Genomic DNA, 25907 nt, shown 5'->3' with positions numbered 1-25907 from the left:
AATAGATGGAATAAATAGAATCATATAATATTTCGGAAAATTGTTGAAATAATATAAAAAAAGGACTATATTTTAATGAATATCAAAATAGGGGGATGAACCATGTCAAAGGATTTGAGAATTCGCAGCCATGTTTTTTCAGATAGTGCCCTTCGCGCACCAAACAGGGCAATGCTCCGTGCTGTTGGCTTTGAAAATGAAGATTTCGAAAAGCCGATGATAGGCATTGCAAGTACATGGAGCGAGGTGACCCCATGTAATATCCATATCAACGATTTGGCATTCAATGCAAAGGAAGGTGCAAGAGAAGCTGGCGGTGCCCCGCTTATTTTCAACACGATCACTGTCTCGGATGGGATTTCGATGGGAACGGAAGGGATGCGCTACTCTCTTCCAAGCCGGGATTTGATTGCGGACTCTATCGAAACTGTAGTTGGCGCCGAGAACCTGGATGGGTTTGTGGCCATTGGCGGATGTGATAAAAATATGCCAGGCTGCATGATGTCAATTGCAAGAATGAATCTGCCGTCCATCTTTGTCTATGGGGGCACGATCAAACCTGGGAAATACAAAGATGAGGACCTTGATATTGTCTCTGTATTTGAGGGAGTTGGACAATATAATAAAGGGACCATTGAACAGGAAAGCCTCCATAAAATCGAATGTAATGCATGCCCGGGCGCAGGCTCCTGCGGCGGGATGTATACGGCCAATACGATGGCAAGCGCGATCGAGGCACTTGGAATGAGCCTTCCAGGAAGTTCATCGCACCCTGCCGAGACCCCTGAGAAAACCGATGACTGCCGTAAAGCGGGACAGGCAATATACAAGCTTCTTGAAATGGATTTGCGCCCGCGGGATATTCTGACGAAAGCCGCTTTTGAAAACGCCATAACTGTAGTCATGGCTCTAGGCGGTTCAACAAATGCCATCCTTCATTTAATGGCCATTGCTCATTCAGCAGAGGTCGATCTTAAGCTCGAAGACTTCAATCGAATTCAGAGCCGTGTGCCGCATATTGCCGATTTGAAGCCGAGCGGAAAATATGTCATGCAGGACCTCCACGAAGCCGGAGGAGTACAGGGTGTCATGAAATATTTGCTTGAAGAAGGTTATTTGAATGGTGATTGCATGACTGTCACAGGAAAAACACTTGCTGAAAACCTTGAGGAATGTAAAGGCCTTAAGCCCGGGCAGAATGTCATCCACTCTATTAGCAATCCATTAAGGAAAGACGGGCCGCTTATCGTACTAAAAGGAAACCTTGCTCCGGAGGGCGCGGTTGCCAAAGTTTCCGGCTTGAAGGTGACTAAGATAACGGGGCCGGCTAAGGTATTTGAAGATGAGGAATCGGCAACAAAAGCTGTTTTGGCTGGTGAGATCCATCCGGGGGATGTTCTGGTGATACGTTATGAGGGTCCAAAAGGCGGGCCGGGAATGCCAGAAATGCTCTCGCTTTCAGGTATCCTTGTCGGCAAGGGGCTTGGAGATAATGTAGCTTTGCTTACAGATGGAAGATTCTCGGGAGGATCTCACGGATTTGTTATCGGTCATATTGCACCGGAAGCCCAGGATGGGGGCCCAATTGCATTGATTCAAAATGGTGACATGGTTACAATCAATAGTGATGAAAAAATCCTGGAAGTTGATTTGACGGTCGAAGAATTGGCAGAGCGGAAGAATAGCTGGAAACCTAAACCGCTTCTTATAAGGGGGGCGCTTGCCAAGTATTCCCGACTTGTTTCGTGTGCCTCAAGGGGAGCAGTGACTGACCAATTCGAGCCGGTGAAGCAGCTTTCTCCTCAAAATGTTTAAGTCTCTTACCCTGCCCATCTTTATTGCATTAGAAGCAAAACAATAGTATGCTATCACTGCAACCAATGAGTGGAGGGATTAAGATGTCAATGGCATATGAGGAATACATGAGGCAAATGGTTAAGCCAATGCGTCAGGAACTTGTCAACGCGGGCTTTAAAGAACTTTTAACAGCTGACGAAGTGGCGGATTTTGTGGATAATGTCTCCGGTACGACGCTTGTTGTCGTTAACTCCGTATGCGGATGTGCAGCTGGACTGGCACGCCCATCCGCAACGCAGGCACTTCTTCGTTCGGAAAAGAAACCTGATCATCTCGTAACCGTTTTTGCTGGCCAAGAGAAGGAAGCAACAGCCAAGATGCGTGAGTACTTTACAGGAATTGAACCATCTTCTCCTTCTATGGCGCTTTTGAAGGACAAAGAGGTCGTCCATTTCATTCCACGGCATGAAATTGAAGGCCGAAGCATGGAAGAAATTATGGAAAACCTGATAACTTCATTCAATGAGAATTGCTAGTTATACATGATAGTCTGCCAAAAGGATGCATTAAGACATTCTTTTGGTTTTTTTGATGGCACGTATATTGTTTTCCTTTATCTCAGTCATTAAAAGGCGAGGCGACTGTCCAGCCCCGCGAAGCATAAGATGGACTGCGGCGTGGCGCAGTTTGCCACAGAGCAGTACAGCTTATGACCTCGAGGGGCTAGTAGACGCAGCTAGATTCGGGTGTGCTCCAGTCCATACGGCGCTGAACAGGCGCTTTCGCTTTTCTTTGTCCAGCTACAGCGCCCAGCACCTAGTGGACTTCGCCCACTTCCCTGCGACGAAGCACAGGATGTGCGAGTAAGGCGTTGCGCACAGGACGTGCGCGCCCTTAGCGTTATAAGTCAACATTGATTCGCAAAGCTCATCGTGTTTCCTTTATCTCAGTCAGTGTGCTCCAGTCCATACGGCGCTGAACGGGCGCTTTCGCTTTTCTTATAAAAGGTGGTGATTTCATGATTGTAACTACAGGAGGCCGTACAGATGATGAAACGGTGCTTTTGGCAAAAGAAACTGCAGCAATCCTGAATGCAAAGTATGTATCCAGGCGAAAACGATCAGTTCTGGATTTAATGCAATCCGAAAATGATGACTGCATTGTGAGAGGAAGGGCAAGGATTGAGCTTTACCCTTTTGGCGAGAGTAAGCCATTTTTCTTTCACCCAAATTCAGCGATGTTCAGGATCAAAAGGCTCATTAAAGGAGAGTGTGATCCGTTGACCGAGGCTGCAAGGCTGGAGCCGGGCATGTCTTTCCTTGATTGTACACTGGGACTTGGTTCCGATAGTATTGTTGCCGCATTCGCAGCAGGTCCCACCGGCCAGGTCATCGGCGTGGAAAGCAATCCGTATCTCGCTTATATAGTAAGGGATGGATTAATTCACTGGAAGTCGGGCTTGGCAGAAATGGACTCAGCGATGAATGCCATTCGGGTCTTTCAATCTAATTCTCTTACTTTATTAAAAGGGATGGGAGACAATAGCATTGACTGCGTCTATTTTGATCCAATGTTTGAAGAAACTATCCTTGAGTCTGATGGAATCAGGGGCCTTGCAAGATTCGCTGATTACAGCGGGCTAAGCAGCCGTGTGCTTGAGGAAGCTTATCGAGTTGCAAAGAAAAGAGTGCTTCTGAAGGATCACTTTAGAAGCGAGAGATTCAGCGAATTTGCATTCAAGGTGTTTAAACGGAAATCAGCAAAATTCCATTTCGGTGTAATTGAAAAAGACTGAAAGGAAATTACCCTTTCAGTCTGTATAAAATGCGAAAGATAGGCTCATGCTTAATCGGTAATTGCCAGATAAATGAAATATAACATCATGACCAAACTTAGTATGACGGTTACCATGGACAAGTCCACTACATTTCCCCCTCATTATTTCAGAATGTAAAAGCTGTACATTTATCCACTTAAAACGTAATAGATCATCTAAGAAAACTTTTACCCAAACTATTAAAAAATGAAACCTCCTGCCCTCTTTTTCCGTAGATAAGAAGTATAATAATGATAAGTGAAAGAAAAAGCCGTTTTGCAGGCGGTCATCCCTATTAGACAGCGAGGTAGAAGCTATGCCAAAATGGATCAGACAATCGTTAGTAGCATTGATTTCCGTGATTACGCTTGGAATTGTTACACCCGCACAGGCCAATGTGCTCTTATATCCTCCTTCTAGGGAAGATGACTCTTCCATTCCAACACGGGCTGCAGTCGTCCAGCAAAAAGAAAGTGTGTTTGAAGAACAAGAAACAAGGGAAAGGTTTTTGGACATGGCTATCCGTGAAGCGGAGCAAAAGTCATTTGAGAAATTCGGGCAGAAAATAGGGCCGGTTATAGAAGATGAATTCCGCCAGTTGATTCTCCCGAATATCGAGGCGGCTATTGCCGAAATTGCCGAGCAGTATCCTGAGGAAAAACTGGACAGCTTGGCCATTTCCGAGGAGCCGGGGGGCGGATACTCAGAAAAAATATTCCACATCACCGGAGAAGACCATCAAGACCTTATCCGTTTCCATGTTAGAAGGGAACAGCCTCCAAAAGAGGGCTTCCGGTTTAATTTTCATTATCACACTCATCATGATCAGTTTCAGGAACACCATGAGCTTGGGTCAATCTATTGGAATAAGAACACCCCTCCTAAATGGAGAAGTTAAGAGGTTCGGCTTTTCCTTTACAAGGCAAATCATTATAATATAATAATGTGGTTAACGGTTGGCCCGGCTTTGCCGGGCCTTTCTGAAGAGGATTAAGAAGCAGGAGGAAATTTTTAATGCCCGATATTTTACAAGGTATCATAGATACGTATGCACAATTTTTTGACTGGGAAATGTGGCTTAAAGTGCTTCAGGACCCGGTTGCCTGGGGCCTGATTGGTTCACTCGTCATCATGGAAGGGCTCTTATCTGCCGATAACGCACTTGTGCTCGCGGTAATGGTGAAGAATCTTCCCGAAAAAAAACGGAAAAAGGCTTTGTTCTACGGCCTTATTGGAGCATATATATTCAGATTTATTGCTATCGGAGTGGGTGTTTTCTTAATTAAATTATGGTGGGTTAAGGTCCTTGGCTCGGCCTATCTCGCCTGGCTGTCTACTAAGTATTTCCTGGATAAACGAAATAATGTAAATCATGATGCTGAAGATACAGAGAAAATGGACAAAAGCGGAGTCCTGATACGTATGTTCGGTACTTTTTGGGGAACTGTAGCGGCTGTAGAATTGATGGATATTGCTTTTTCCGTCGATAGTGTGCTAGCGGCCTTTGGCATCAGCCAGGAGCCCTGGGTGCTGCTTTTGGGCGGAATGATTGGAGTTTTAATGATGAGGGGCGTTGCAGGTGTTTTCCTCAAACTGATTGAGAGGATCCCCGAACTTGAAACAAGCGCTTATATATTAATTGCAATCATTTCCGCAAAAATGTTTGCGGGAGTTTTTGGGGTCCATATTGAACACCGTGATTTCTTTATTTTACTTTTGATCACATTTGGGGCGACTTTCCTTGTCCATTTCTACAGGAAGAGGAAAGACCCGCACAGGTATAAAGAAAAAGACGTCCTTTAATGTAATGGAGAGATGGAAGGCATAGATGCTTGGCAGACAGCAGCTATGCCTTTTTTTTGGGAAAGTTGACAAACAGCCAATGCAGAAAAGCGAAAAATCCGGCTGTGGCAAAAAACAACAGAGCAAAAACAATAGGATAGTAATAAAATGGAGAGCGGGGGGGCATGAGCATAAAGAGAAAAACAGCTGACAGAAATAGCATGTCTATAATAATAAGCTTTCCTGAATTCATTGTCCGTATAACCATCTCGATATCTTTGTCTGTCAGTTCATCACGCAGTTTCCTCTCAAAGCGCATAACAATTTCACCTACTTTTGCATGTTAATCTACTATATGCAGATAAGGGGGAAATGTGAATAAAGGAAACTCGGGCAAAGGAAGGGATTATCATTAAAAAAACTAGATACTAAGACACTGCGAGGTGAGTACATTGGCTATACAGCTTCAAAAAGGCGGTTATTTTGATATTGTAACGGATGGAAACTCATCGGGTCGAATGGTCGTTGGCCTTGGCTGGGACCCTGTTAAAAATTGGAGGACTGCGCTCATGGAAAAATTCCTTGGCACAGTTGTTTCTGACATAGATTGCGATGCTTCAGTCCTCATGCTTGACAGGGATGGAAAGCTGCAAAGCAATTCTGATGTCATTCATTTTGGCAACTTGCAAAGCCGTGATGGGAGCATCACCCATACAGGAGATAATCTAAGCGGGGATGGCAGCGGGGATGACGAACAAATCGTCGTGGAAGTAAATAGGATACCAGACCATATCCGCAAGCTAGTCTTTGTGGTCAATATATATGACTCTAAAAATAGGAAACACCATTTTGGAATGATCCAGAACGCGTATTTAAGGGTTACCAAAGAAAATGAAACAGAAGAATTACTCAGATACCATCTGACAGAAGATTATACAGGGAAGACTAGCCTGGTTGTCGGAGAAATGTCCAGGCAGCAGTTAGGATGGCGGTTTACCGCTATTGGCGAGGGAACAGACGCTGTCAGTCTAAATGATATAGCAGCCACCTATATCAAGTAATGGCAAATGCCGTTTAGGGCAATCCGAAATAAGAAACCAAGGGTAGATCGACTTAAATTTCCGTGATTATTTGTTTAGCATTTAATGCTTTGAAATGGGCGGATCGGCAATATAAATGAGATGCGAGGGGCAGCGGCAGTCCGAAGACCCAAATTCCGGGACAGGGAGGAGTCCGCCTGTTTCTTTCCTGATTTTTTCAGCTAACTCACATTCTTTATATGAGGAATCATATGTTATAATTTTGACGATATTCCCGTGTGGGCGAAGGTAATCAAAGTGCCAGCGGAAAGGCTTTTCTCTTTTCATATGCCGGTTGATTCTTGCTAGGATATTGCGTTTGGCGCTTCCCACATAAATATAGAGCCCCCGATTGAAGCTATAGCTTCCTTTTTTGCCAATTATAATTTTTTGGTTGTTCTCAACGTACAAGTGGATGCTGTATAGAATATGAGATTCATTGAATTGTATTTCCATTGTGAGACCTCTCTGAAAGGTAGGTTGATGACAGGATGCGCATGATGAAAATTTTGCTCCTTGTTGCTGTACTCGCTTTTATGCTTCCGGGCAGCCTGCACGCAGATGTTAATGGGATTTTATTAAAAGATTTTCCCAGTCATTCGGTATTGTACAATTCTCTTGATGGCAAGTCCATCCATCTTCTTGGGGAAGTGATTCTTTTGCCGGAAGGCTCATTCGACCAAAAAGAAGCAGCCCAAATGGCCTCAAGAATCGGAGGTTTGCCGGAACCTTTGTTGGATAAAATGGTGAAAAAAGGAATTAAATTAAAGCTGTTCCAAGGAAAGCTGACAGAGAATCCTTCAGCGAGGAAGCTTGATGGGACCAGTCCTCGTGGTTACGTATCAGGAAAAACATGGGATGACGTGCCAGGAATGGGCGGCTCCAAACTGGTGCTTGCAAAAATCGGCAGCAGCGATAAAGGGAAAAGCCATGGGTCGGTAAATCTTGAACTGCATGAACTGGCTCATACGATTGATCAGCACGTGTACAATGGAATCAGATCAGATCGTGAGTTTATTGCGCTCTGGGAACAGGAAAAAAATCGGCTCTTCCCGGGAAGAAGCTATTTCCTTAACTATCAGGAGGAATATTTCGCCGAAGCATTCGCCATGTATTATTCCAGTCCCAATGCTCGGCAGCTGTTAAAAGCTGCGGCTCCCCATACTTATGATTATATATATGAATTACAATAGTTTTTTTTGCGGAAGATCAGCGTATAAAACACATATTTCGTTTGACTGTATGCTGTTGTAGAATAAGAAAAGATGTTTTTATTTTAAGGAGGTCTTTGGTTGAAACAGTATTTAGATTTATGCAGGCATGTACTTGAAAAAGGTGCGCACAAAGAAGACCGAACTGGGACAGGCACTATCAGTACTTTTGGATACCAGATGAGATTTGATTTAAGCGAGGGTTTTCCTCTTCTTACAACAAAAAAACTTCACCTGAAGAGTATTATCCATGAGTTGCTGTGGTTCCTCAAGGGCGATACAAATATTGGCTACCTTCAGGAAAATGGTGTGAGAATATGGAACGAGTGGGCTGATGAGAATGGCGAACTGGGCCCGGTTTACGGCCATCAATGGCGGTCCTGGCCAACCGAAGATGGGGGAAGTATCGACCAAATCACTAGTCTTATGGATCAGCTTTGTAACACCCCTGATTCACGAAGAATGATTGTAAGTGCCTGGAATGTGTCGGATGTAGAGAATATGGCTTTACCTCCTTGCCACTGCCTCTTCCAATTTTATGTGGCGGATGGGAAATTATCTTGTCAGCTCTATCAACGGTCAGCAGACATTTTCCTCGGTGTTCCATTTAATATTGCATCCTACGCCCTGCTCACGATGATGGTGGCACAGGCAGCTGGCTATGAGCCTGGCGAATTCATTCACACACTTGGAGATGCCCATATCTACACGAACCATCTTGATCAAGTCAAACTTCAAATGGGCAGGGAACCACGCGCGCTGCCGATTATAAAGTTAAATCCTGATATTAAGGATATTTTTGGATTTAAATTTGAAGATTTCACACTTGAAGGATATGACCCTCATCCTCATATAAAAGGAGTGGTTAGCGTTTGATTTCATTAATGTGGGCAATGGATGAAAATAGGGTTATCGGGAAGGATAACCAGCTTCCCTGGCATCTTCCGGAGGATTTGAAATTTTTTAAAAGGATAACAACAGGGCATCCTGTGGCAATGGGCCGGAAAACGCATGAATCGATTGGAAGGCCGCTTCCCAACAGAGAAAATATTATTATTACCAGAAATATGGAGTACGCCAGTGAAAACTGCACTGTCCTGCATTCCGTAGATGAGCTGCTGGATTCAGCGGCTGGAACCGATGGGGAAGTATTTGTCATTGGTGGGGCGGAAATCTTCTGTGAAATTCTCCCTTATGCTGACAAGTTGATTATAACGATGATCCACGATACATTCGAGGGAGATACATATTTCCCTGAATTTGACCTTTCCCAATGGGAACTCATGTCTAGAGAAGAAGGGATCAGGGATGATAAAAATCCGTATGACTATGAATTCCTGATATACACCCGGAAATTTTAAGGTTGGCCCCATCCTGATGTACGCCAGTCAGGGAGGGGCTATTTTTTATTTCGAAGGGTTTCCGTAACGAAAAAGTCAAAGAACCGTAAGCTGCCGGGCCTGAATTCAGTTATAATAGTTTGGGTCGAAAAGAAGGAGGAAAAGTATGCTCAGATTAATCGTTTGTTTTATTTATATAGCTGGGTACCTAATTTATAGTATTCCGAATCTTAAAAGGATGCAGTCCCTTCCCGAAATGACTGCGTCAAAAAAGGACAGGATTATTCATGCAGTACCCTACCGCTGGTCACGCAATATCATGAAGTTAACAGGTGCAAAAGTAAATGTCAGGGGCAGTGAATTTCTTATTGATGGTCCCGTTTTATTTGTTAGTAATCATGAAGGCGATTTTGATGTACCGGTCCTCCTTGGTTTTATAGAAAAGCCGTTTGGATTTATTTCTAAAATCGAAGTGAAAAAGGTGCCAATTCTTTCCTCATGGATGGAAATCATGAATTGTGTGTTTCTTGACCGAAAAGACAGGCGGCAGGCAATCAAATCCATCAGGGAAGGAAGCGAATTCCTCAAAAATGGCCATTCGCTTGTCATCTTCCCGGAAGGGACAAGGAGTAAAGGGGGGGCTCTCGGTGAATTTAAATCAGGAAGCCTCAGACTTGCAAAAGACGCAGGAGTGCCAATTATTCCTATATCGATCGAGGGAACATCGGACTTGTTTGAGAAAAACGGAAGGCTGATTAAACCTGCAAACATCAGTCTAACTATTTGCGAGCCAATTTTGTTTGATAATTACAAGAATCAGGACCTTAAGGAACTGGCAGCCGAAATAAAGGAAACAATCATTAAATCCCGAAACGAGCAAGCTGCAGCTTCGTAATATATCCCCCTTTAGCGTGTAGGCAGGATGAATCCATCTTGCTTTTTAAATATTTTAAAAATTTAAACGGACGATCACCTTTCATGTTATAATGTACGAATTAATAAAAACAGGAAAGGCGAGGTGCTGTATGGAATCAGGAACCGTTACGAAAAAGTTGGTGCAGGTAGAGGATATTTTGATAGCATACAGGCATCTGAAGGAGATTGTCGCGCATACCCCGCTCCAGAAAAATGAACGCTTGTCAGAAAAATACGAATGCAATATTTACTTGAAGCGTGAAGATCTGCAGCACGTTCGTTCATTTAAGCTAAGAGGAGCCTACTATTCTATGAAGCTCCTTGGCAAAGAGCTTGAAAGCGGGATTGTGTGTGCTAGTGCGGGTAATCATGCGCAGGGAGTGGCATATGCCTGCAGGCAGATGGGAGTCCAAGGGAAAATTTTCATGCCTGCCACAACTCCGGTGCAAAAAGTCAGCCAGGTTGAAATGTTTGGCAGAGGCTATGTAGAAATTATCCTTACAGGCGATTCATTTGACGATTCCTATAATATGGCAGTTGTATGTTCGCAAGAAGAATCACGGACCTTTATTCACCCTTTTGATGACGAAAAGGTGATTGCCGGACAGGGGACTGTTGCGGTTGAAATCCTTAATGATTGTGAAGAGCCCGTAGATTTCATTCTTGGATCAATTGGCGGGGGCGGGCTGATGGCAGGAGTCAGCACATATATTAATAGTGTATCGCCGCAAACAAAGATAATTGGAGTAGAGCCGGCAGGAGCAGCATCCATGAAGTTATCGATGCAAAACGGGCATGTCAGTCTTCTGTCACAAATAGATACATTTGTTGACGGAGCAGCCGTTAAATGCGTTGGTACGAAAACATTCGAAATCTGCAAAGAGCTGGTAGATGACATTATTGTTATTCCAGAAGGAAAAGTATGTACAACCATTCTTCAGTTGTACAATGAACACGCAATTGTTGCCGAGCCTGCCGGAGCCCTGCCGATTGCCGCCCTCGGCAGCCTTAAGGATGAGATTAAAGGAAAGACAGTCGTTTGTGTGGTCAGCGGAGGAAACAACGATATCGGACGCATGCAGGAGATCAAGGAGAGGTCGCTTCTCCATGAAGGTCTGCTCTATTACTTTATTGTGAACTTCCCCCAGCGGGCGGGCGCTCTCAGAGAATTCCTGGATTATGTCCTTGGACCTGCTGATGATATTACAAGGTTTGAATATACGAAGAAAAACAACAAGGACAGCGGCCCTGCACTGGTTGGAATTGAACTTCGGGAAAAAACGGACTACCATGGACTAATAGAGAGGATGGCCATTAAGGGCTTCTCGTACATTGAATTAAACAAAGATAACCAATTGTTTAATTTACTTGTGTAAATTCGTGTTTAGCGTTAGAATCATCATTGTATCGGAATAATAAAATCAGCAGTCGACATGGTAGAATGTGAATTTCTTATGAACATTCACAGCATATCTACCTAAGAAGAAAGAAATACAATATAATCATGGTAGATTTACAAAAATGAGAAGGAGATGTTGATCTATGTTATCAAACATCGGCGTTCCTGGATTGATTCTGATCCTCGTACTTGCCTTGATTATTTTCGGGCCAAAGAAATTGCCAGAAATCGGGCGTGCATTCGGACAGACACTTCGCGAATTCAAAAAATCAACGCGTGAACTTACGAGTGACGTAATGGAAGAATTTGAAGATGAAAAGAAAGAAGCTGCGAAAATTACCAAATAAGGTGTGAGATGACTTTGTCTTACACCTTTTTTTTTGAAAAAAGGAAAGCCTTGGCTTTTCCATGTTTGGCAGGGGAGATGTATGGAAGATAAAGAGCTGAATATTATAGACCATCTTGATGAACTTAGAAAAAGGCTGATCATATCAGTCGCCGCTTTTCTCGTTTTTTTCATTGCGGGGTTTGCTTATGTCGAGGAAATTTACAGTTTTTTCGTTAGGGACCTCGATGTTAAACTGATTGTCCTTGGGCCCAGCGATATTATTTGGGTTTACTTTATGCTCGCGACGGTCATTGCTTTTGCTGGAACGATTCCTGTTATAGCAATTCAGTTATGGCTGTTTGTAAAGCCGGCGCTGAGACCGAACGAAAGAAAGATTTCCCTTTCCTACATTCCTGCGCTGTTTGTTCTGTTCATTGTCGGGCTTTGCTTTGGCTACTTTGTTATTTTCCCGACTGTGCTGAAGTTCCTTATCGAGCTAGGCGGAGAATTGATGGTTACGAACTTCACCGCCGACAGGTATTTCAGGTTTATCATGCATATGACCATTCCTTTCGGAGTGCTTTTCGAGCTCCCTGTCGTAGTCATGTTCCTGACATCACTTGGCATCATCAATCCGTTTGTTCTTGTGAAGCTTCGGAAATATGCGTATTTTGTGCTCGTATTCATCGCTATTATTATTACACCACCTGACTTTATGTCAGATTTTATTGTAACGATTCCGCTTCTGTTCCTGTATGAAATAAGTATAAACCTTTCAAAAATTGTTTATCGCAGGAAACTGAAAAAGGAAAAAGAATGGAAAGAAAAGTTCGGATCAAATGATACAATAATTGAAGAAGATGAATAAATATAAGAAAACCAGGCCAAAAGCCTGGTTTTTTTATTGGCTTTTTTTGGGTTGTTTATAGGGGAGAACCCCTAAACAAGCTGAAAAGGGAAAGGAAAAGGAATAGGAAGATGCAGACACAGCAAGAGCTTGTTCTAATGGGAATACTCCGAGATGAAGGGTGATCATGGAATTAAGGATTCTTTGTGTCAATTTATAAAAAGTCAGGACGATAACTTTAATGATATGGTACATTCGTTGTGAATCCTTACCAATTATATATAAACCGCATAGGGGGAGGGAATAGAGAGATGATTACAAAGACAAAGAAGACAATAATGCAGGCTGCACTTGATCAGGGTGTTTCTCGCCGTGATTTTTTGAAAATGTGTACAGCATTGGCAGCCACAATGGGATTGGATTTTACTCAGTCTAATCAAGTAGCTGAGGCAATGGAGACGAAAGAAAGGGTGCCGGTAGTCTGGCTCCAGCTTCAGGATTGCACCGGCTGCTCGGAATCTTTTATCCGTACTACACACCCTAAGGCTGAAAGCGTTCTCTTAGACATGATTTCACTGGAGTACACAGAGGTATTATCGGCAGCAGCAGGGCATCAGGCAGAGGAAGCAATGAAAAACGTCCTTAAAAATTATAAGGGTGAATATATTCTTGCTGTTGAAGGAAGCCTGCCGGAAGATGCTGGCTATTTGACTGTCGGCGGTGTTGATGCAAAAGAAACCTTCAAGGAAATGGCCGAGGGTGCAAAAGCGATCCTTGCCTATGGAAGCTGTGCCGCTTGGGGCGGAATTCCTGCAGCTGGCCCAAATCCTACCGGGGCAAAGCCAATCACAAGTTTTGTAAAGGATACACCGGTTATACTCGTGCCTGGTTGTCCGCCAATTGCTGAAGTCATGACAGGTGTCATTGGCCACATTATTACATTCGGCCAGCTGCCGGAGCTTGACCATTTGGGGCGTCCAAAAGCATTCTATCGCCATCGCATTCATGATAAATGTAACCGGCGTGCATATTTTGACGCAGGCCTTTTTGTCGAGTCTTTTGACGATGAGGGATCAAAACAAGGCTACTGCCTCTATAAGGTAGGCTGTAAAGGACCTACCACTTACAATAGCTGTGCTGAAATGCGCTGGAACGGCGGAATTAGCTATCCAATCCAATCAGGTAATCCATGTATTGGCTGTTCCGAAGCAGGATTTTGGGACAATGGCCCGTTCTATACCCGCAGAGCGAAGATACCGGGTACTCAAACAACAATTAACCCCGATAATGTCGGACTTGCTGCCACTGCATTAACTGCAGCAGGTGTCGCCATTCATGCAACCGGGACAGTAATTAAAAAGAAACTAGATGACAAACGGGGTGAGCACGAATGAGTGAAAGAATAGTAGTTGATCCAATAACGAGAATAGAAGGCCATCTTAGGGTTGAAGTGGATGTTGATGATTCTGGCGTCATCAAGAAGGCATATAGCTCAGGCACGGCAGTCCGCGGACTTGAATTGATTGTCAGGGACCGGGACCCACGTGATGTATGGGCATATATCCAGAGGATTTGTGGTGTTTGTACTTCGACACATGCCCTTGCCGCTGTCCGTTCCGTTGAAGATGCTTTTGATATTAAGATACCTAGAAATGCACATTTAATAAGGGAAATTATGAACCAGGCAGTTTTTCTCCATGATCATGTGGTTCATTTCTATCACCTGCATGCGCTTGACTGGGTTGATGTCATCAGTGCCCTTAAAGCAGATACGAATGAAACTTCTAAAATTGCCCAGTCAATTTCAAGCTGGCCGAAGTCTTCACCAGGATACTTTAAAGATGTTCAAAATAAAATAAAGAAACTTGTTGAAAGCGGCCAGCTTGGCATCTTTGCCAATGGCTATTGGGGCCACAAAGCTTACAAGCTTCCTCCTGAAGTAAATTTAATGGCGGTTGCGCACTATCTTGAGGCGCTGGACTGGCAGAAGGAAATCGTCAAAGTACATACCATCCTTGGCGGCAAAAACCCTCATCCGCACTATCTTGTCGGGGGAATGGCCACACCAATTGATATCAACAGCGATAACGGCATCCATGCCGAACGGCTTCTCCATATTTCGCAGATCATCGACCAGGCTAGGGAGTTTGTCAACCAAGTCTATATCCCAGACTTGATTGCGATAGGCTCTTATTATAAGGACTGGACATATGGCGGAGGCTTGAATAATTATCTTTGCTACGGGGACTTTTCAACAACAAATGTCTATGAACCGAAAAACTATAGATTCCCGAGAGGCATTGTCCTTAACGGAAACTTGAACGAAATCCATGATATCGACTTGAAGGATCCGTCCCATGTCAAGGAGTTTATTGACCATTCATGGTATTCCTACGATGGGAAAGAAAAGAACGGAGTCGGAAAACATCCATGGGAAGGCGAAACGACTTTCAACTATACTGGTCCGAAAGCTCCGTTTAAACAGCTGGATACGGATGCAAAATACAGTTGGCTAAAGGCTCCGCGCTGGAAAGAAAAGCCGATGGAAACAGGCCCGCTTGCAAGGATGATCGTTGGCTATGCGGCAGGAAAAGAGGACATTGTCAATATTGTTGACGATACACTTAAGAAACTCGGAATGCCGATAGAGGGTCTCCAATCCGCGCTTGGCCGTACCGTGGCCCGCGGAATTGAATCGGTCCTGGTTACCGACTGGATGAGAAACGATATGGATGAACTTTTCAAGAATATTAAGAACGGTAATATGATTACCTTTGACAAGACAAAGTGGGAACCTGAAACATGGCCTAAATCTTCTAAAGGTGTCGGCTGGCTTGAAGCACCTCGCGGAGCACTTGGACACTGGATAGAAATCGAGGATGGAAAGACCAAGAATTATCAGGCTGTTGTACCATCGACCTGGAACGCTTCTCCAAAAGACCACAACGGCAATATAGGAGCATATGAAGCAGCGCTCAAAGGAACTCCAATGCTCGATAAGGAACAGCCGCTTGAGATTCTGCGGATTATCCACTCATTTGATCCGTGCCTTGCATGCGCAGTCCATTTAACAGACCTTGAAACGAAAAACTCGACAGAAATCCGAATCGGATAGGGGGGCTGAACCATGTCGGACTTAAATATTAATCCAGGCCAGAATCCCATTATTCCGGACATCGGCAAAGAGTCTGATACAGGAACAAAACCAGGCAAGAATAGCGAAACATCATTTTTGCAGCACAGAGCTGCAAAGTATGAAACGGTAACTAAAACCCATGTGAAGATTTATGTATGGGAACTTCCGGTCAGGATTTGGCACTGGGTGAATTTCGTAGCAATCTTTACTCTTATGATCACGGGGATCTATATCGGCAAACCTTTTGCAAGTGCTTCCATACCTGAAGATGCCTATTACTCTTATTTTATGGGATGGGCCCGGTATATCCATTTCTTTTGCGCCTTTATCTTCACAGCCAATATGATCTATCGGCAATACTGGGTGTTCAAAGGAAACAGGTATGCAATGTCAAACCCTTTAAGAGTGATCTTTTGGAAGGAAACTTGGGAGACAATTAAGTTTTATCTGTTCTTTAAGCATAAGAAACCGCACTATATTGGTCACAACCCATTGGCACAGTTAAGCTACATCTTTTTTATGGGGCTTGGTTCGGTCGTCATCATCTTTACAGGGTTCTTCCTGTATTTTGAACCGCAGCCAGAATCCATTTACGGTAAAATGTTTTTTTCATGGGTGCCTTTCTTGTTTGGCGGTGACAGCTACACTGTCAGGTCATGGCATCACCTTGTTGCATGGGCATTTATGGTATTCACGGTAATTCATGTGTATCTTGCCTTCCGTGAAGATTATCTGCAAAGGAATGGCACAATGTCCTCCATTGTAACAGGCTATAAAATGGAACCGAAGAAGCATGTTGGTGAAGATGATGAACAGTAAACCTAGCAAGAATATAAAGATTACAATATTGGGGATCGGCAACACCCTCTTCCAGGATGAGGGTGTTGGCGTCCACGCTTTACCTTTTCTGGAACGAATATTCCATGGTGACCCGGATGTTGAAATCATAGAAGGGGCAACCGATGGCATGAAGTTATTGGGCCCGGTTGAAGACTCGGAGTACCTCATAATCATTGATGCAATCAATGCGGGGAAACCTGGCGGTACAATCATTACGCTTAAAGGTGACGAAATCCCCGCATTTTACGGGATTAAAATGTCCATTCACCAGCTTGGTTTCCAAGAGGTTTTGCTTGCGGCCAAGTTGAGGGAACGCTTTCCAGCCCATATTGCTATGTTAGGCATGCAGCCTAGTTCACTGGAGCTGGGTCTTGAAATGTCAGAAGATAATTGGAGAAACCTGCCGCTACTCGTTGACTCAATCGTTGACCAGGTGAAAAGCTGGAGAGAGGTTTCATGAAAAGGCTCGATTTTATTAGAGAAATGCAAAGCAGCTTATTCAAAACAGTGAGATCTGTTTACGAACCTTTCCTTGCAGAAGATGTGGAAAAACTGGAAAGGGCTGCTGATAAAGCGCTTGGCCTGCAATGGCATCATGCTTGTACATCTGGTGAATTAAGCAGTCCTATTGAACAGAAATTCATCAATGGCAAGCCGGTAATATTGATCAAATCTGAAGGGAACATGCGGGCATTCAGCGGAATATGCCCTGCATGTTCCAATCTTCTTATTCTTTCAACACTATACTCATCGGGGAAATGTGTAATATGCGAGAAAGATTACAATTTTCTGACGGGAGAAGGCAGCCTTTATCTTGAGGAATACCCCGTCCGTGAACAGGATGGTTCCTTACAGATTTGCTGCAAAAGGATTCTATTAAAAAAATAGGACTGATGGAAATGCATGAAATGGCATTAATGGGCGATATATTAAATGTGATCCACGAGGATGCTGGCAAAAAGGGAATTTCGAAAATCCAGAAAGTCGAACTGATTGTAGGCGATGTCAGTAACGCCCTGCCAGATGCTCTTCATATGGCATTCGAGATTTTCAAAGAGCAAAATAAAGTTTTTTTTGAAGATAGTGCTGCTCTTGTTATCCACCGTGAAGAAGCCAAGGCAGAGTGCGTCGTCTGCGGAAAAGAATATATTCCTGACCAAAAGCTGGCTTTTTGTCCTGTCTGCCGTATGCCTTCCGGAAAAATTATTTCAGGAGAAACTTTTCAGATTTTATCATATGAGGGGAGACAATAACAATGAAAGTGACTCTGCGTACGGATGTATTAACAAATAATAATAAGGCAGCTGAATACAACAGGGAGCTATTCGAAAATACGAACACACTTGTTATCAATTTAATGAGCTCGCCCGGTGCAGGTAAAACTACGCTTTTGGAAGAAACAGTCAGGGGGTTATCTGATAAATACAGAATCGCAGTAATCGAAGGAGATTTGGCTACAGATAGGGATGCTGACAGAATCAGGGCCCTTGGAGCTAAAGCAGTCCAAATCAATACACATGGAGGCTGCCATCTCGACGCCCGAATGGTTGCAGCAACGCTTCCGGAATTTGATCTTGATGAAACAGACATTTTGTTTATTGAGAATGTCGGGAATCTAGTGTGCCCGTCGGGATACGATTTAGGGCAGAAGCATAAAGTTGTCGTATTGAGTGTTCCTGAAGGCAATGACAAAATTCCAAAGTATCCAACAATGTTTATGCGGACAGAGCTCGTCCTCCTTAATAAAATTGACCTTCTACCATACCTTGACTTCAATGTGGAGGAAGCAATTGGAGATTTGCAGGGAATTAATCCGGAATCGAAAATGATTCAGCTATCAGCTAGGACAAAAGAGGGACTCGACACATGGTTTACATGGATTGAGGGAGCCTTGGCAGCATGCAAACCGCAGTAAATATCAAGGTAAGGGGAAGGGTCCAGGGTGTTGGTTTTCGGCCATTCATTTTTCAGATTGCTGAGTGCTTTGGCATCAAGGGAACTGTCCAAAACAATATGGATGGGGTAAATATATGTGCGGAAGGGTCGAAGGCTAAAATCGAATCCTTTATTGAAAGCATTCGCTCCAATGCTCCTCGGCTGTCAAAAATTCAGCAAATAGTAGTAGAGACAGCTACCCCCGCTGGTGCAAGTGAATTTAAAATTATACCAAGTTTGCGGCAAGGTTCCTCGATGCTTGTTATTCCAATAGATTCAGCAGTTTGCGATGATTGTTTGGAAGAAATGAGAAACCCGAATGATTTTCGTTACCATTATCCGTTTATCAACTGCACACAATGCGGTCCTAGGTATACAATTATAAGTGAACTTCCATATGACAGGCCTTTCACATCAATGGAGGTCTTTCCAATGTGTTCCGATTGCCAATCGGAATACGATAATCCAAGGAACAGGAGACATCATGCCCAGCCAATAGCATGTCCAACATGCGGCCCTAAGGTCAGTCTGTTTGGAAGTGACGGAAGTGCAGTTCCAGGGAAAAATGCGATCAAACGGGCTGCCGAGATGCTTAAAACAGGGTTGATTGTCGCAGTAAAAGGGCTAGGAGGATACCATCTTTGCTGCGATGCCAGGAACGACGCTGCAGTTGCCATGCTTAGGAAGCGAAAGAACCGGCTAATAAAGCCGTTAGCAGTGATGGCCGGAAGCATTGAGACAATAAAAGGGTTTGCTGAAATGGATGAAAGAGGAGAATCGCTGCTAAGGAGCCCTGAGGCCCCCATTGTCATTTTAAGGAAGGGGAAATCATTCAATCTGGCAGAGCAGGTTGCCCCAGGAATGAAATCAGTCGGTGTGATGCTCCCATATACCCCGCTGCACCACTTATTGTTCGATGAAATGGACTCAGGCTGCCTTGTCATGACCAGCGCAAATCCATCCAGCCTTCCTATACTTTACAAAGATGAAGAGGCATTCCAATATCTAGGTGGAATCGCTGATTATATCCTCGTACACAATAGGACAATCCTTCATCCGGTTGATGATTCCGTCCTCCAGTTGACAGAATCTGGGCCGGAATTCATCCGACGATCAAGAGGCTATGTGCCTGACCCACTTGTTGCTCCTTTCGACGTAAGTGGGATTATTGCATTTGGTGGGCAGCAGAAAGCAACTTTTACAATTGGACGCAATGAACAAATCTTTGTGGGTCCGCATATTGGCGACCTTGAAAACATTGAGACAATCGAACATTACCAAACTGAACTGGACCATCTCCGTAAGTGGGTGGATACCCCGCTGCTAACAGCGGTGATTGATGCCCATCCCGGGTATAACAGCAGAAGGATAGCAGGAGATTACAGCTTTGGCGAAGTCATCGAAGTCCAGCATCATCATGCCCATATGGCAGCCTGTATGGCTGACAACCAGCTCACAGGAGATTCATACGGAATCATTTTGGATGGAACTGGGATGGGGACGGACGGAAAAATTTGGGGTTTTGAAATCCTTTATGGAAACGAAAGAGATTTTATAAGAAGAGGCCATTTAAAATACACACCTCTTCCCGGCGGAGACAAAGCGATAAAAGAACCCTGGAGAAATGCCGCAGCAATGCTGATCAGCCTTCTTGGGTGTGACGGAGAACAGGTGGCAGGGGAACTTTTCCCTGAAAAGCGGAAAGAAATATCGATACTGAAAATGATGATTGAAAAGAAATTTAATACTGTTGAAGCAGGAACATGCGGAAGACTGTTTGATGCGGTAAGTGCTATGTGCGGAATCGGAACAGTATCTACCTATGATGGCGAAGCTGCGATCAGGCTGGGGGAACTCGCAGACGAAGACATTTGGACAGATGCTGGCTATCCTTTTTATCTGGGGAATAGTGATGGTAGGCTTATTTTTGATTTTACGAGAATGCTGGAAGAGATAGCAAGAGATGTCCTTAACGGCAGTGAAAAGAGCATCATCAGCAGGAAGTTTCATGAAACGATTGTCAATAGCATTGTTGAAGCTATGCACATCTTGACCCTTGAACACAGAGACAGTTCAAGGCGGGTTGTCCTTTCAGGAGGAAGCTTCCATAATCGCTATCTGTCAGTCCGCTTACAGCAGGAGCTGACAAAGCAAGGTTTTTCAGTCTATGTCCATCAAAACATACCGTGTAATGACGGCGGACTTTCATATGGCCAGCTCATTGTAGCTGCTGCAAAGAGGAGGAAATAGTATGTGTGTAGGAGTGCCTGCCAAAGTCATAGAGAAGCAGGAGTTTTCAGCGCTTGTGGATGTTATGGGATCAAGGACCACAGTAGGGATTATTTTTGTCCCGGAGGTGGAAGTTGGGGAATATGTCATTGTGCATGCGGGTCAGGCTATGAGTATCATAGATGAAGAGTATGCGAAAGAAAGCGTCGAGGAATGGAGGAAGCTGACTGATGCAAGAACTTCTTAAACAATCCTCGAATCCGGAAATTTTAAAGCCCCTACTTCAGGCAGTCAAGGAAAAGGCGGCTGAATTCATCAGCCTGTATGGCCGGAAGCCTGCCTTCATGGAAGTCTGCGGTTCCCATACAATGGCGCTTGCTAAATCGGGAGTCAAACAAGCGTTAAGAGAGGATGTCAGTCTCATTTCTGGTCCAGGATGCCCGGTATGCGTGACAGACCAGCATTCAATTGATAGCATGATTGCGCTTGCTGAAGGAGATGGGCGGATCATCTGTACTTTCGGTGACATGATGAAAGTCCCTGGCTCAAGGCAGTCCTTGATGGATGCAAAGATTAACGGCAAGGATATCAGGGTAGTTTATTCACCTGTTGATTCAATCAGGATTGCTGAAGAAAATCCCGGCAAAGAGGTCATTTTCCTTGGCATAGGATTTGAAACGACGATTCCCATCCTTGCCATTCTTGTTGAAGAAGCCTATAAAAAAGGACTGGGCAATTTTTCAATCTGGATGACAACAAAGCTGGTTGAACCTATTTTAAGGCATTTGCTTAATTGCGGGGACGTCATGCTTGACGGGTTTCTTTTGCCCGGCCATGTTTCCATCGTCCTTGGTGAAGAAGCGTACAGCTTTCTTCCGGAGGAGTACAATATTGGAGGAGTTATCTCCGGTTTTGAACCCGCTGAGTTATTAAGTGGGATATACAAGCTTCTCGATATTGCCATTACAAAAGATACAAGGATCATCAATGACCACCCTTCAGTTGTGACAAAAAGCGGAAACGTTGTAGCCAAACAATTAATGGAAAAGTATTTTTCTTTGTGCGATGAAGCGTGGAGGGGAATTGGTAGCATTCCTTCAAGCGGCTTGAGTATACGCAGGGAATTCGACCAGTTCGATGCGAAGAAAAAATTTAAGGTAGACCCGGGGGAGCCCAAAAAAACAAAATGCCGCTGCGGGGAAGTCATCAGGGGGCTCATTAATCCAACTGATTGTGTGCTGTTTGGAAAAGCCTGTAATCCTATGAAACCTGTGGGGCCATGCATGGTATCGGCAGAGGGAAGCTGCGCGGCTTACTATCAATATATGAGGGAGTGCAACTGATGGAGAAGAGAATAAGCCTGGCGCATGGCGATGGCGGTGAGCTCAGCCACAGATTGATTAAAAGTGTTTTTGTGGAGGCATTTGGCCATAATAACGAGGCTATGTTCGATGCGTCGGCACTCACTATCCCGGTAAGAGATATTGCTGTGACAACAGATTCATTTGTAATTAAGCCTGTATTTTTTCCGGGCGGAAGCATTGGCAAACTTGCAGTTGCAGGGACAGTAAACGATCTGGCGGTAAGCGGTGCAAAGCCTCTGTATTTGACATGCGGTTTTGTGATTGAAGAAGGTTTTGAGATATCTGACCTTCGTGCTATCGTTTCCGATATGGCAAAAGAAGCAAAAAAAACGGGCGTAACCATCATCGCAGGAGACACAAAAGTGGTTGAGCGCGGAAGTGCTGATGGGGTGTACATCAATACGACTGGAATCGGAATATATGAAAATGGCAGAAAGCCGTCCCTTCAATTTACTGAAGGAGATGCTGTCATCATTTCGGGCACCATCGGTGATCATGGTATTGCCGTCCTTGCGGAACGGGGAGAACTGGGGATTTCCGTCCCTATTGACAGTGACTGTGCTTCTCTTAACACCATGCTTTTAAAAGTATGCGAGGAAATTGACGATGTACGTATCATGAGGGATCCGACACGTGGCGGACTCGCAACGACGCTGGTAGAAATTGCTGAGGATTTTTCTCTCACCATTGTTCTTAATGAATCAAGTATCCCGGTCAGGGAAGAAGTCCATGGAATGTGTGAGTTGATTGGTTTTGATCCTCTCTATATTGCTAACGAGGGAAAAGCAATATTAATCGTACCGAATGAACACAAGGACAAAGTGATGGAAATTTTGTTGCAGTTTCCGGAAGGAAAGGATGCTGCCGTCATTGGCGAAGTCACTGGTACGGAAAAAGGGCAGCTTTTGCTTGAAACTCCATTAGGTTCAAAGCGTCTCCTTACCCGCCTTGCGGGAATGATGCTCCCTAGAATTTGCTGATTCTTATATCCTTGTATCTGCAGGATAGGCATTGAAAAAATTAGATTATGCGTATAATCAGACACATTTCGCAATGGAAATCGGTTATAATATAATCAAACGGGTATAAAGAGGATGATATTTTGTTATACAAAAGCCTAGAGTTCAAAAACGTTGTTGGACAGAAGGTTAAAGTCATTGAGATTCCTGTTCTGCAGGAAGAAAGCCCTTATTTTTTTATGATCCAAGTCCGTTTGCAAACATTGATTACCAGCATTTACAGTGAAATACACGCTAGGAAGATCTATTCATTTAGGGACTATTTGAAGAAATCATTAAGGTGGCCTGATTACGAAAAGGTGTTTAAAACTAGCGAATTAAAGAATAATGCTTAAATCATGGGTGCCGTTTAAACGGCACCTCTTATTTTCGCCCTGGGCTTATTGTTTTTAAAATAAAGCTAATAACATGTATAATGACAGGGAAGTGTTTTAATAGGGATGTGTGATAAAGTGAGCAAAATAAAAATTGTAACTGACTCGACCGCCGACCTTGGGGAAGAAATTATCAGGGAGTACGGAATCACTGTTGTTCCACTTTCTCTCACCATTGACGGTGAACATTTTTTGGACAGGGTTGATATTACACCGATTGAATTTCTGGAGAAAATGAAAAAATCCGAAGAGCTGCCGAAAAGCTCCCAGCCTTCCTCAGGCGAGTTTCTTAAGGTGTATGATGAACTGGGGGACGAAGGCTATGAAGTTCTTTCTATCCATATGACCGGTGGAATGAGTGGAACTGTCCGCTCGGCAGAAAGTGCAGCTAAAATGTCCCAGACTAAGGTCACTGTCGTGGATTCCAGATTCATTTCCAAGGGACTTGCTTTCCAGGTGTTAGAAGCCGCGGAAATGGCCAAAAAAGGAAGAAGCATTGAGGAAATTGTTGCAAGGCTTGCTGTTGTTCGTGAACAAACGAGACTTTTTGTTGTCGTGGATACGTTGGAAAACCTGGTGAAAGGAGGAAGGATTGGAAAAGGGAAAGCAATGATTGGTTCCCTTTTAAACATCAAACCCATTGCCTCGCTTGAAGGGGGAGAGTACAATCCTGTATCTAAAGCAAGAAGCCATTCCCAGGTTGTAAAGTATTTATCGAAACAATTTGCTGAGGATGTAAAAGGAAAGGTCATCAAAGGGGTCGGACTTACGCATGCTGAGGGGCTTGAGCTTGCCAGCAGGCTTAAAGACACCATCATGGAAATGACTGGATACAGTAAAGTGGACATTGAGGATACGACGCCAATTATAAGCACTCACACGGGAATTGGTGCTATCGGGTTTATGTACTATTTCGAATAGGGCAAACCGGGCTGAATGCTATCGGAATGCAAAAAAATGACTAGAATGATAGCAGGTGATTTTTGTTGAAAGCAAAGTGGATGATAGTAATGCTTCTTTCCCTCCTTCTTCTCATATCAGGATGCGGTTCAAAAGGGATAGAGAATCCTTTGAACTATGAAGTGAAGGATTTTAAGTTTACGAATCAGGAAGGAAAGCCCTACGGTTTGAAGGACCTCGAAGGAAAGGTATGGGTTGCGGATTTTATTTTTACAAACTGCAACACAGTCTGTCCGCCAATGACAGCGAATATGCTAAAGCTTCAGGATAAAATAAAAGAAGAAGGCATCACGAACGTTGAGTTTGTCTCCTTCAGTGTTGATCCAACCGTTGATAACCCGGAACGGTTGACGGAGTATGGGAAAAAGTTTAACGCAGATATGAAAAATTGGACCTTCTTAACGGGGTATTCTCAAGAGGAAATTGAAAAGTTTTCGATGGAAAGCTTCAAAACTCTTGTGAAAAAGCCTGAAACAGGCGACCAAGTAATCCACCAATCATATTTTTTCCTGGTTGATCAGGAAGGTAAAATCATGAAATCATATTCAGGAATGAATGATGTTCCGTTCGAGGATATCATCAGAGATATTAAATTATTGCAGTAGGGGCCCAGAGGGCTCTTTTTTCAACATTGGAAGGTTCTAGAACGGATAGTATACATAGCAACAATGTAATTTGATAGGCTAAGAGGGGGCGGAGTGATGAGGAAAATTCCGTTTCTGTGTGCAATGCTCCTGCTTTTAACTTCCTGCTCAATATATGGAAGTTCCGATAAGGTAATGCTAAACCCAAAGAAGGAATTGGCACTTGAGCTGAAGAAATCCATTCCTCCTTCCTTTTTTCCCCGGAAACTCCGTGTCGTAGCGGCAGGTGATTCCCTGACCGAAGGAGTTGGCGATAGCCGGCGCAGAGGGGGATATTTACCGTATCTTGCAGTTAAGCTTGAGAAAGATCAAAGCGTAAAAGAAGTAACGGTAAGAAATTATGGGGTAAGCGGAAACCGGACGGATCAGCTCCTCGGCAGGCTCCGGCAGCCCGAGGTAGATGCAGAGATAAAAAAAGCGGATATCGTTTTAGTCACAATAGGCGGAAATGATTTAATGAAGGTAATCAAGCAGAATATTGACAGCTTGGAAATGGACGATTTCAAAGCAGAGCTGGCGGATTACCAGACTAGGGTAGAATCCATCATTCATCATATAGACACGCTGAATCCGGAGGCTGCCATTGTTCTGATTGGTGTTTATAATCCTTTCTTTGTATGGTTTTCAGATATAAAAGAAATGGATGAAGTTGTTGAAGGCTGGAACAAGGCCGGAGAAGCAGTGATCAGGAAGTATGACAATGCATACTTTGTCGGAATTCAGGATATTTTTCAGGAAAGCAAGACAAACCTTTTGTATACAGACAAGTTCCATCCCAATGATAAAGGTTACAGACTGATCGCAGACAGGGTATATGCAAGCCTTGAAGGGAAGCCAATCAAACTTCTTGCTGATCGTGCATATACGGCAGGTAAAGGGGAGAAAAATTAAC

The 25907-nt window shown here is 43.9% G+C and carries 30 protein-coding genes; 28 read left to right on the top strand and 2 right to left on the bottom strand.

The features are described from left to right. Positions 1–102 precede the first annotated feature (102 nt). The 5 genes from ilvD (at position 103) to D1970_RS13615 (ending at position 5416) form a co-directional block, all read left to right on the top strand. Positions 103–1815: a dihydroxy-acid dehydratase gene (gene ilvD / locus D1970_RS13635; RefSeq protein ID WP_119113424.1), complete on the top strand. Its 1713-nt coding sequence runs from the start codon at positions 103–105 to the stop codon at positions 1813–1815. An 83-nt stretch (positions 1816–1898) separates the two neighbouring features. Further along, a complete protein-coding gene (locus D1970_RS13630) occupies positions 1899–2333 on the top strand; it encodes a BrxA/BrxB family bacilliredoxin (protein ID WP_119113423.1) in 435 nt (144 codons plus the stop codon). 482 nt (positions 2334–2815) lie between these two features. Next, the gene (locus tag D1970_RS13625) at positions 2816–3592 is read left to right on the top strand and encodes a class I SAM-dependent methyltransferase (RefSeq protein WP_119113422.1); all 777 of its coding nucleotides are present in this window, start codon (positions 2816–2818) and stop codon (positions 3590–3592) included. Between the two features lie 337 nt (positions 3593–3929). Beyond that, positions 3930–4511: a YpjP family protein gene (locus D1970_RS13620; RefSeq protein ID WP_119113421.1), complete on the top strand. Its 582-nt coding sequence runs from the start codon at positions 3930–3932 to the stop codon at positions 4509–4511. A 116-nt stretch (positions 4512–4627) separates the two neighbouring features. Further along, positions 4628–5416, top strand: a complete 789-nt coding sequence (locus D1970_RS13615; RefSeq protein ID WP_119113420.1) for a MeeY/MeeF family manganese export membrane protein — start codon at positions 4628–4630, stop codon at positions 5414–5416. A gap of 43 nt (positions 5417–5459) precedes the next feature. Here D1970_RS13615 and D1970_RS13610 read toward each other — a convergent pair whose 3' ends face one another. Then, complete coding sequence (locus tag D1970_RS13610) at positions 5460–5714, bottom strand: hypothetical protein (RefSeq protein WP_119113419.1); 255 nt, start codon at positions 5712–5714, stop codon at positions 5460–5462. A 133-nt stretch (positions 5715–5847) separates the two neighbouring features. On the opposite strand from D1970_RS13610, the gene D1970_RS13605 reads away from it, so the two are divergent. Next, the gene (locus D1970_RS13605; protein ID WP_119113418.1) at positions 5848–6456 is read left to right on the top strand and encodes a TerD family protein; all 609 of its coding nucleotides are present in this window, start codon (positions 5848–5850) and stop codon (positions 6454–6456) included. A gap of 81 nt (positions 6457–6537) precedes the next feature. On the opposite strand, the gene D1970_RS13600 is transcribed toward D1970_RS13605, so the two are convergent. After that, entirely contained in the window at positions 6538–6930 is a 393-nt protein-coding gene (locus tag D1970_RS13600) for a GIY-YIG nuclease family protein (protein WP_119113417.1), read from the bottom strand. 35 nt (positions 6931–6965) lie between these two features. Here D1970_RS13600 and D1970_RS13595 point away from each other — a divergent pair, with 35 nt between their 5' ends. The 22 genes from D1970_RS13595 to D1970_RS13490 all read left to right on the top strand — a co-directional run bounded on the left by D1970_RS13595 (position 6966) and on the right by D1970_RS13490 (position 25906). After that, positions 6966–7667, top strand: coding sequence for an anthrax toxin lethal factor-related metalloendopeptidase (locus tag D1970_RS13595; RefSeq protein ID WP_119113416.1), 702 nt, complete (start codon positions 6966–6968; stop codon positions 7665–7667). A gap of 99 nt (positions 7668–7766) precedes the next feature. Continuing rightward, on the top strand, positions 7767–8561 hold the full coding sequence (locus D1970_RS13590; RefSeq protein WP_119113415.1) for a thymidylate synthase: 795 nt from the start codon (positions 7767–7769) through the stop codon (positions 8559–8561). After that, positions 8558–9046, top strand: coding sequence for a dihydrofolate reductase (locus D1970_RS13585; protein ID WP_119113414.1), 489 nt, complete (start codon positions 8558–8560; stop codon positions 9044–9046). The genes D1970_RS13590 and D1970_RS13585 overlap by 4 nt, the downstream gene beginning before the upstream one ends. A gap of 145 nt (positions 9047–9191) precedes the next feature. After that, on the top strand, positions 9192–9920 hold the full coding sequence (locus D1970_RS13580; RefSeq protein ID WP_119113413.1) for a lysophospholipid acyltransferase family protein: 729 nt from the start codon (positions 9192–9194) through the stop codon (positions 9918–9920). A 130-nt stretch (positions 9921–10050) separates the two neighbouring features. After that, positions 10051–11316, top strand: coding sequence for a threonine ammonia-lyase IlvA (gene ilvA, locus D1970_RS13575; protein ID WP_119113412.1), 1266 nt, complete (start codon positions 10051–10053; stop codon positions 11314–11316). Between the two features lie 166 nt (positions 11317–11482). Beyond that, a complete protein-coding gene (locus tag D1970_RS13570) occupies positions 11483–11686 on the top strand; it encodes a twin-arginine translocase TatA/TatE family subunit (protein WP_119113411.1) in 204 nt (67 codons plus the stop codon). A gap of 81 nt (positions 11687–11767) precedes the next feature. Further along, entirely contained in the window at positions 11768–12535 is a 768-nt protein-coding gene (gene tatC, locus D1970_RS13565) for a twin-arginine translocase subunit TatC (RefSeq protein ID WP_119113410.1), read from the top strand. A gap of 290 nt (positions 12536–12825) precedes the next feature. Then, positions 12826–13908, top strand: coding sequence for a hydrogenase small subunit (locus tag D1970_RS13560; RefSeq protein ID WP_119113409.1), 1083 nt, complete (start codon positions 12826–12828; stop codon positions 13906–13908). Continuing rightward, positions 13905–15629, top strand: a complete 1725-nt coding sequence (locus D1970_RS13555; RefSeq protein WP_119113408.1) for a nickel-dependent hydrogenase large subunit — start codon at positions 13905–13907, stop codon at positions 15627–15629. The genes D1970_RS13560 and D1970_RS13555 overlap by 4 nt, the downstream gene beginning before the upstream one ends. Before the next feature lie 12 nt (positions 15630–15641). Then, positions 15642–16469, top strand: coding sequence for a Ni/Fe-hydrogenase, b-type cytochrome subunit (gene cybH / locus D1970_RS13550; RefSeq protein WP_119113407.1), 828 nt, complete (start codon positions 15642–15644; stop codon positions 16467–16469). Next, positions 16456–16950 (top strand): HyaD/HybD family hydrogenase maturation endopeptidase, encoded by a 495-nt coding sequence (locus D1970_RS13545; protein WP_374978555.1) that lies wholly within the window; start codon positions 16456–16458, stop codon positions 16948–16950. The genes cybH and D1970_RS13545 overlap by 14 nt, the downstream gene beginning before the upstream one ends. After that, on the top strand, positions 16947–17378 hold the full coding sequence (locus tag D1970_RS13540) for a Rieske (2Fe-2S) protein (RefSeq protein WP_119113405.1): 432 nt from the start codon (positions 16947–16949) through the stop codon (positions 17376–17378). The genes D1970_RS13545 and D1970_RS13540 overlap by 4 nt, the downstream gene beginning before the upstream one ends. Before the next feature lie 11 nt (positions 17379–17389). Continuing rightward, positions 17390–17743 (top strand): hydrogenase maturation nickel metallochaperone HypA/HybF, encoded by a 354-nt coding sequence (locus D1970_RS13535; protein ID WP_119113489.1) that lies wholly within the window; start codon positions 17390–17392, stop codon positions 17741–17743. A 2-nt stretch (positions 17744–17745) separates the two neighbouring features. Next, positions 17746–18405, top strand: coding sequence for a hydrogenase nickel incorporation protein HypB (hypB, locus tag D1970_RS13530; protein WP_119113404.1), 660 nt, complete (start codon positions 17746–17748; stop codon positions 18403–18405). After that, on the top strand, positions 18390–20675 hold the full coding sequence (gene hypF, locus D1970_RS13525) for a carbamoyltransferase HypF (protein WP_119113403.1): 2286 nt from the start codon (positions 18390–18392) through the stop codon (positions 20673–20675). Before hypB ends, hypF begins: the two co-directional genes overlap by 16 nt. Position 20676: 1 nt before the next feature. Beyond that, positions 20677–20901, top strand: coding sequence for a HypC/HybG/HupF family hydrogenase formation chaperone (locus D1970_RS13520; protein WP_119113402.1), 225 nt, complete (start codon positions 20677–20679; stop codon positions 20899–20901). After that, positions 20885–21997, top strand: coding sequence for a hydrogenase formation protein HypD (gene hypD, locus D1970_RS13515; protein WP_119113401.1), 1113 nt, complete (start codon positions 20885–20887; stop codon positions 21995–21997). Before D1970_RS13520 ends, hypD begins: the two co-directional genes overlap by 17 nt. Then, on the top strand, positions 21997–22998 hold the full coding sequence (gene hypE, locus D1970_RS13510) for a hydrogenase expression/formation protein HypE (RefSeq protein ID WP_119113400.1): 1002 nt from the start codon (positions 21997–21999) through the stop codon (positions 22996–22998). The genes hypD and hypE overlap by 1 nt, the downstream gene beginning before the upstream one ends. 122 nt (positions 22999–23120) lie before the next feature. Continuing rightward, positions 23121–23372, top strand: a complete 252-nt coding sequence (locus D1970_RS13505) for a DUF2535 family protein (protein ID WP_119113399.1) — start codon at positions 23121–23123, stop codon at positions 23370–23372. Between the two features lie 117 nt (positions 23373–23489). After that, entirely contained in the window at positions 23490–24332 is an 843-nt protein-coding gene (gene fakB / locus D1970_RS13500) for a fatty acid kinase binding subunit FakB (RefSeq protein ID WP_119113398.1), read from the top strand. 80 nt (positions 24333–24412) lie between these two features. Continuing rightward, positions 24413–24976 (top strand): SCO family protein, encoded by a 564-nt coding sequence (locus D1970_RS13495; RefSeq protein WP_119113488.1) that lies wholly within the window; start codon positions 24413–24415, stop codon positions 24974–24976. 96 nt (positions 24977–25072) lie between these two features. After that, complete coding sequence (locus D1970_RS13490; RefSeq protein WP_119113397.1) at positions 25073–25906, top strand: SGNH/GDSL hydrolase family protein; 834 nt, start codon at positions 25073–25075, stop codon at positions 25904–25906. Position 25907 lies beyond the last annotated feature (1 nt).

It is taken from the genome of Mesobacillus zeae (genome assembly GCF_003570705.1).
Lineage (GTDB): Bacteria > Bacillota > Bacilli > Bacillales > Cytobacillaceae > Mesobacillus_C > Mesobacillus_C zeae.
Note: the sequence above shows the minus strand (reverse complement) of the source record. Positions and strands in the feature narration are given on the sequence as shown.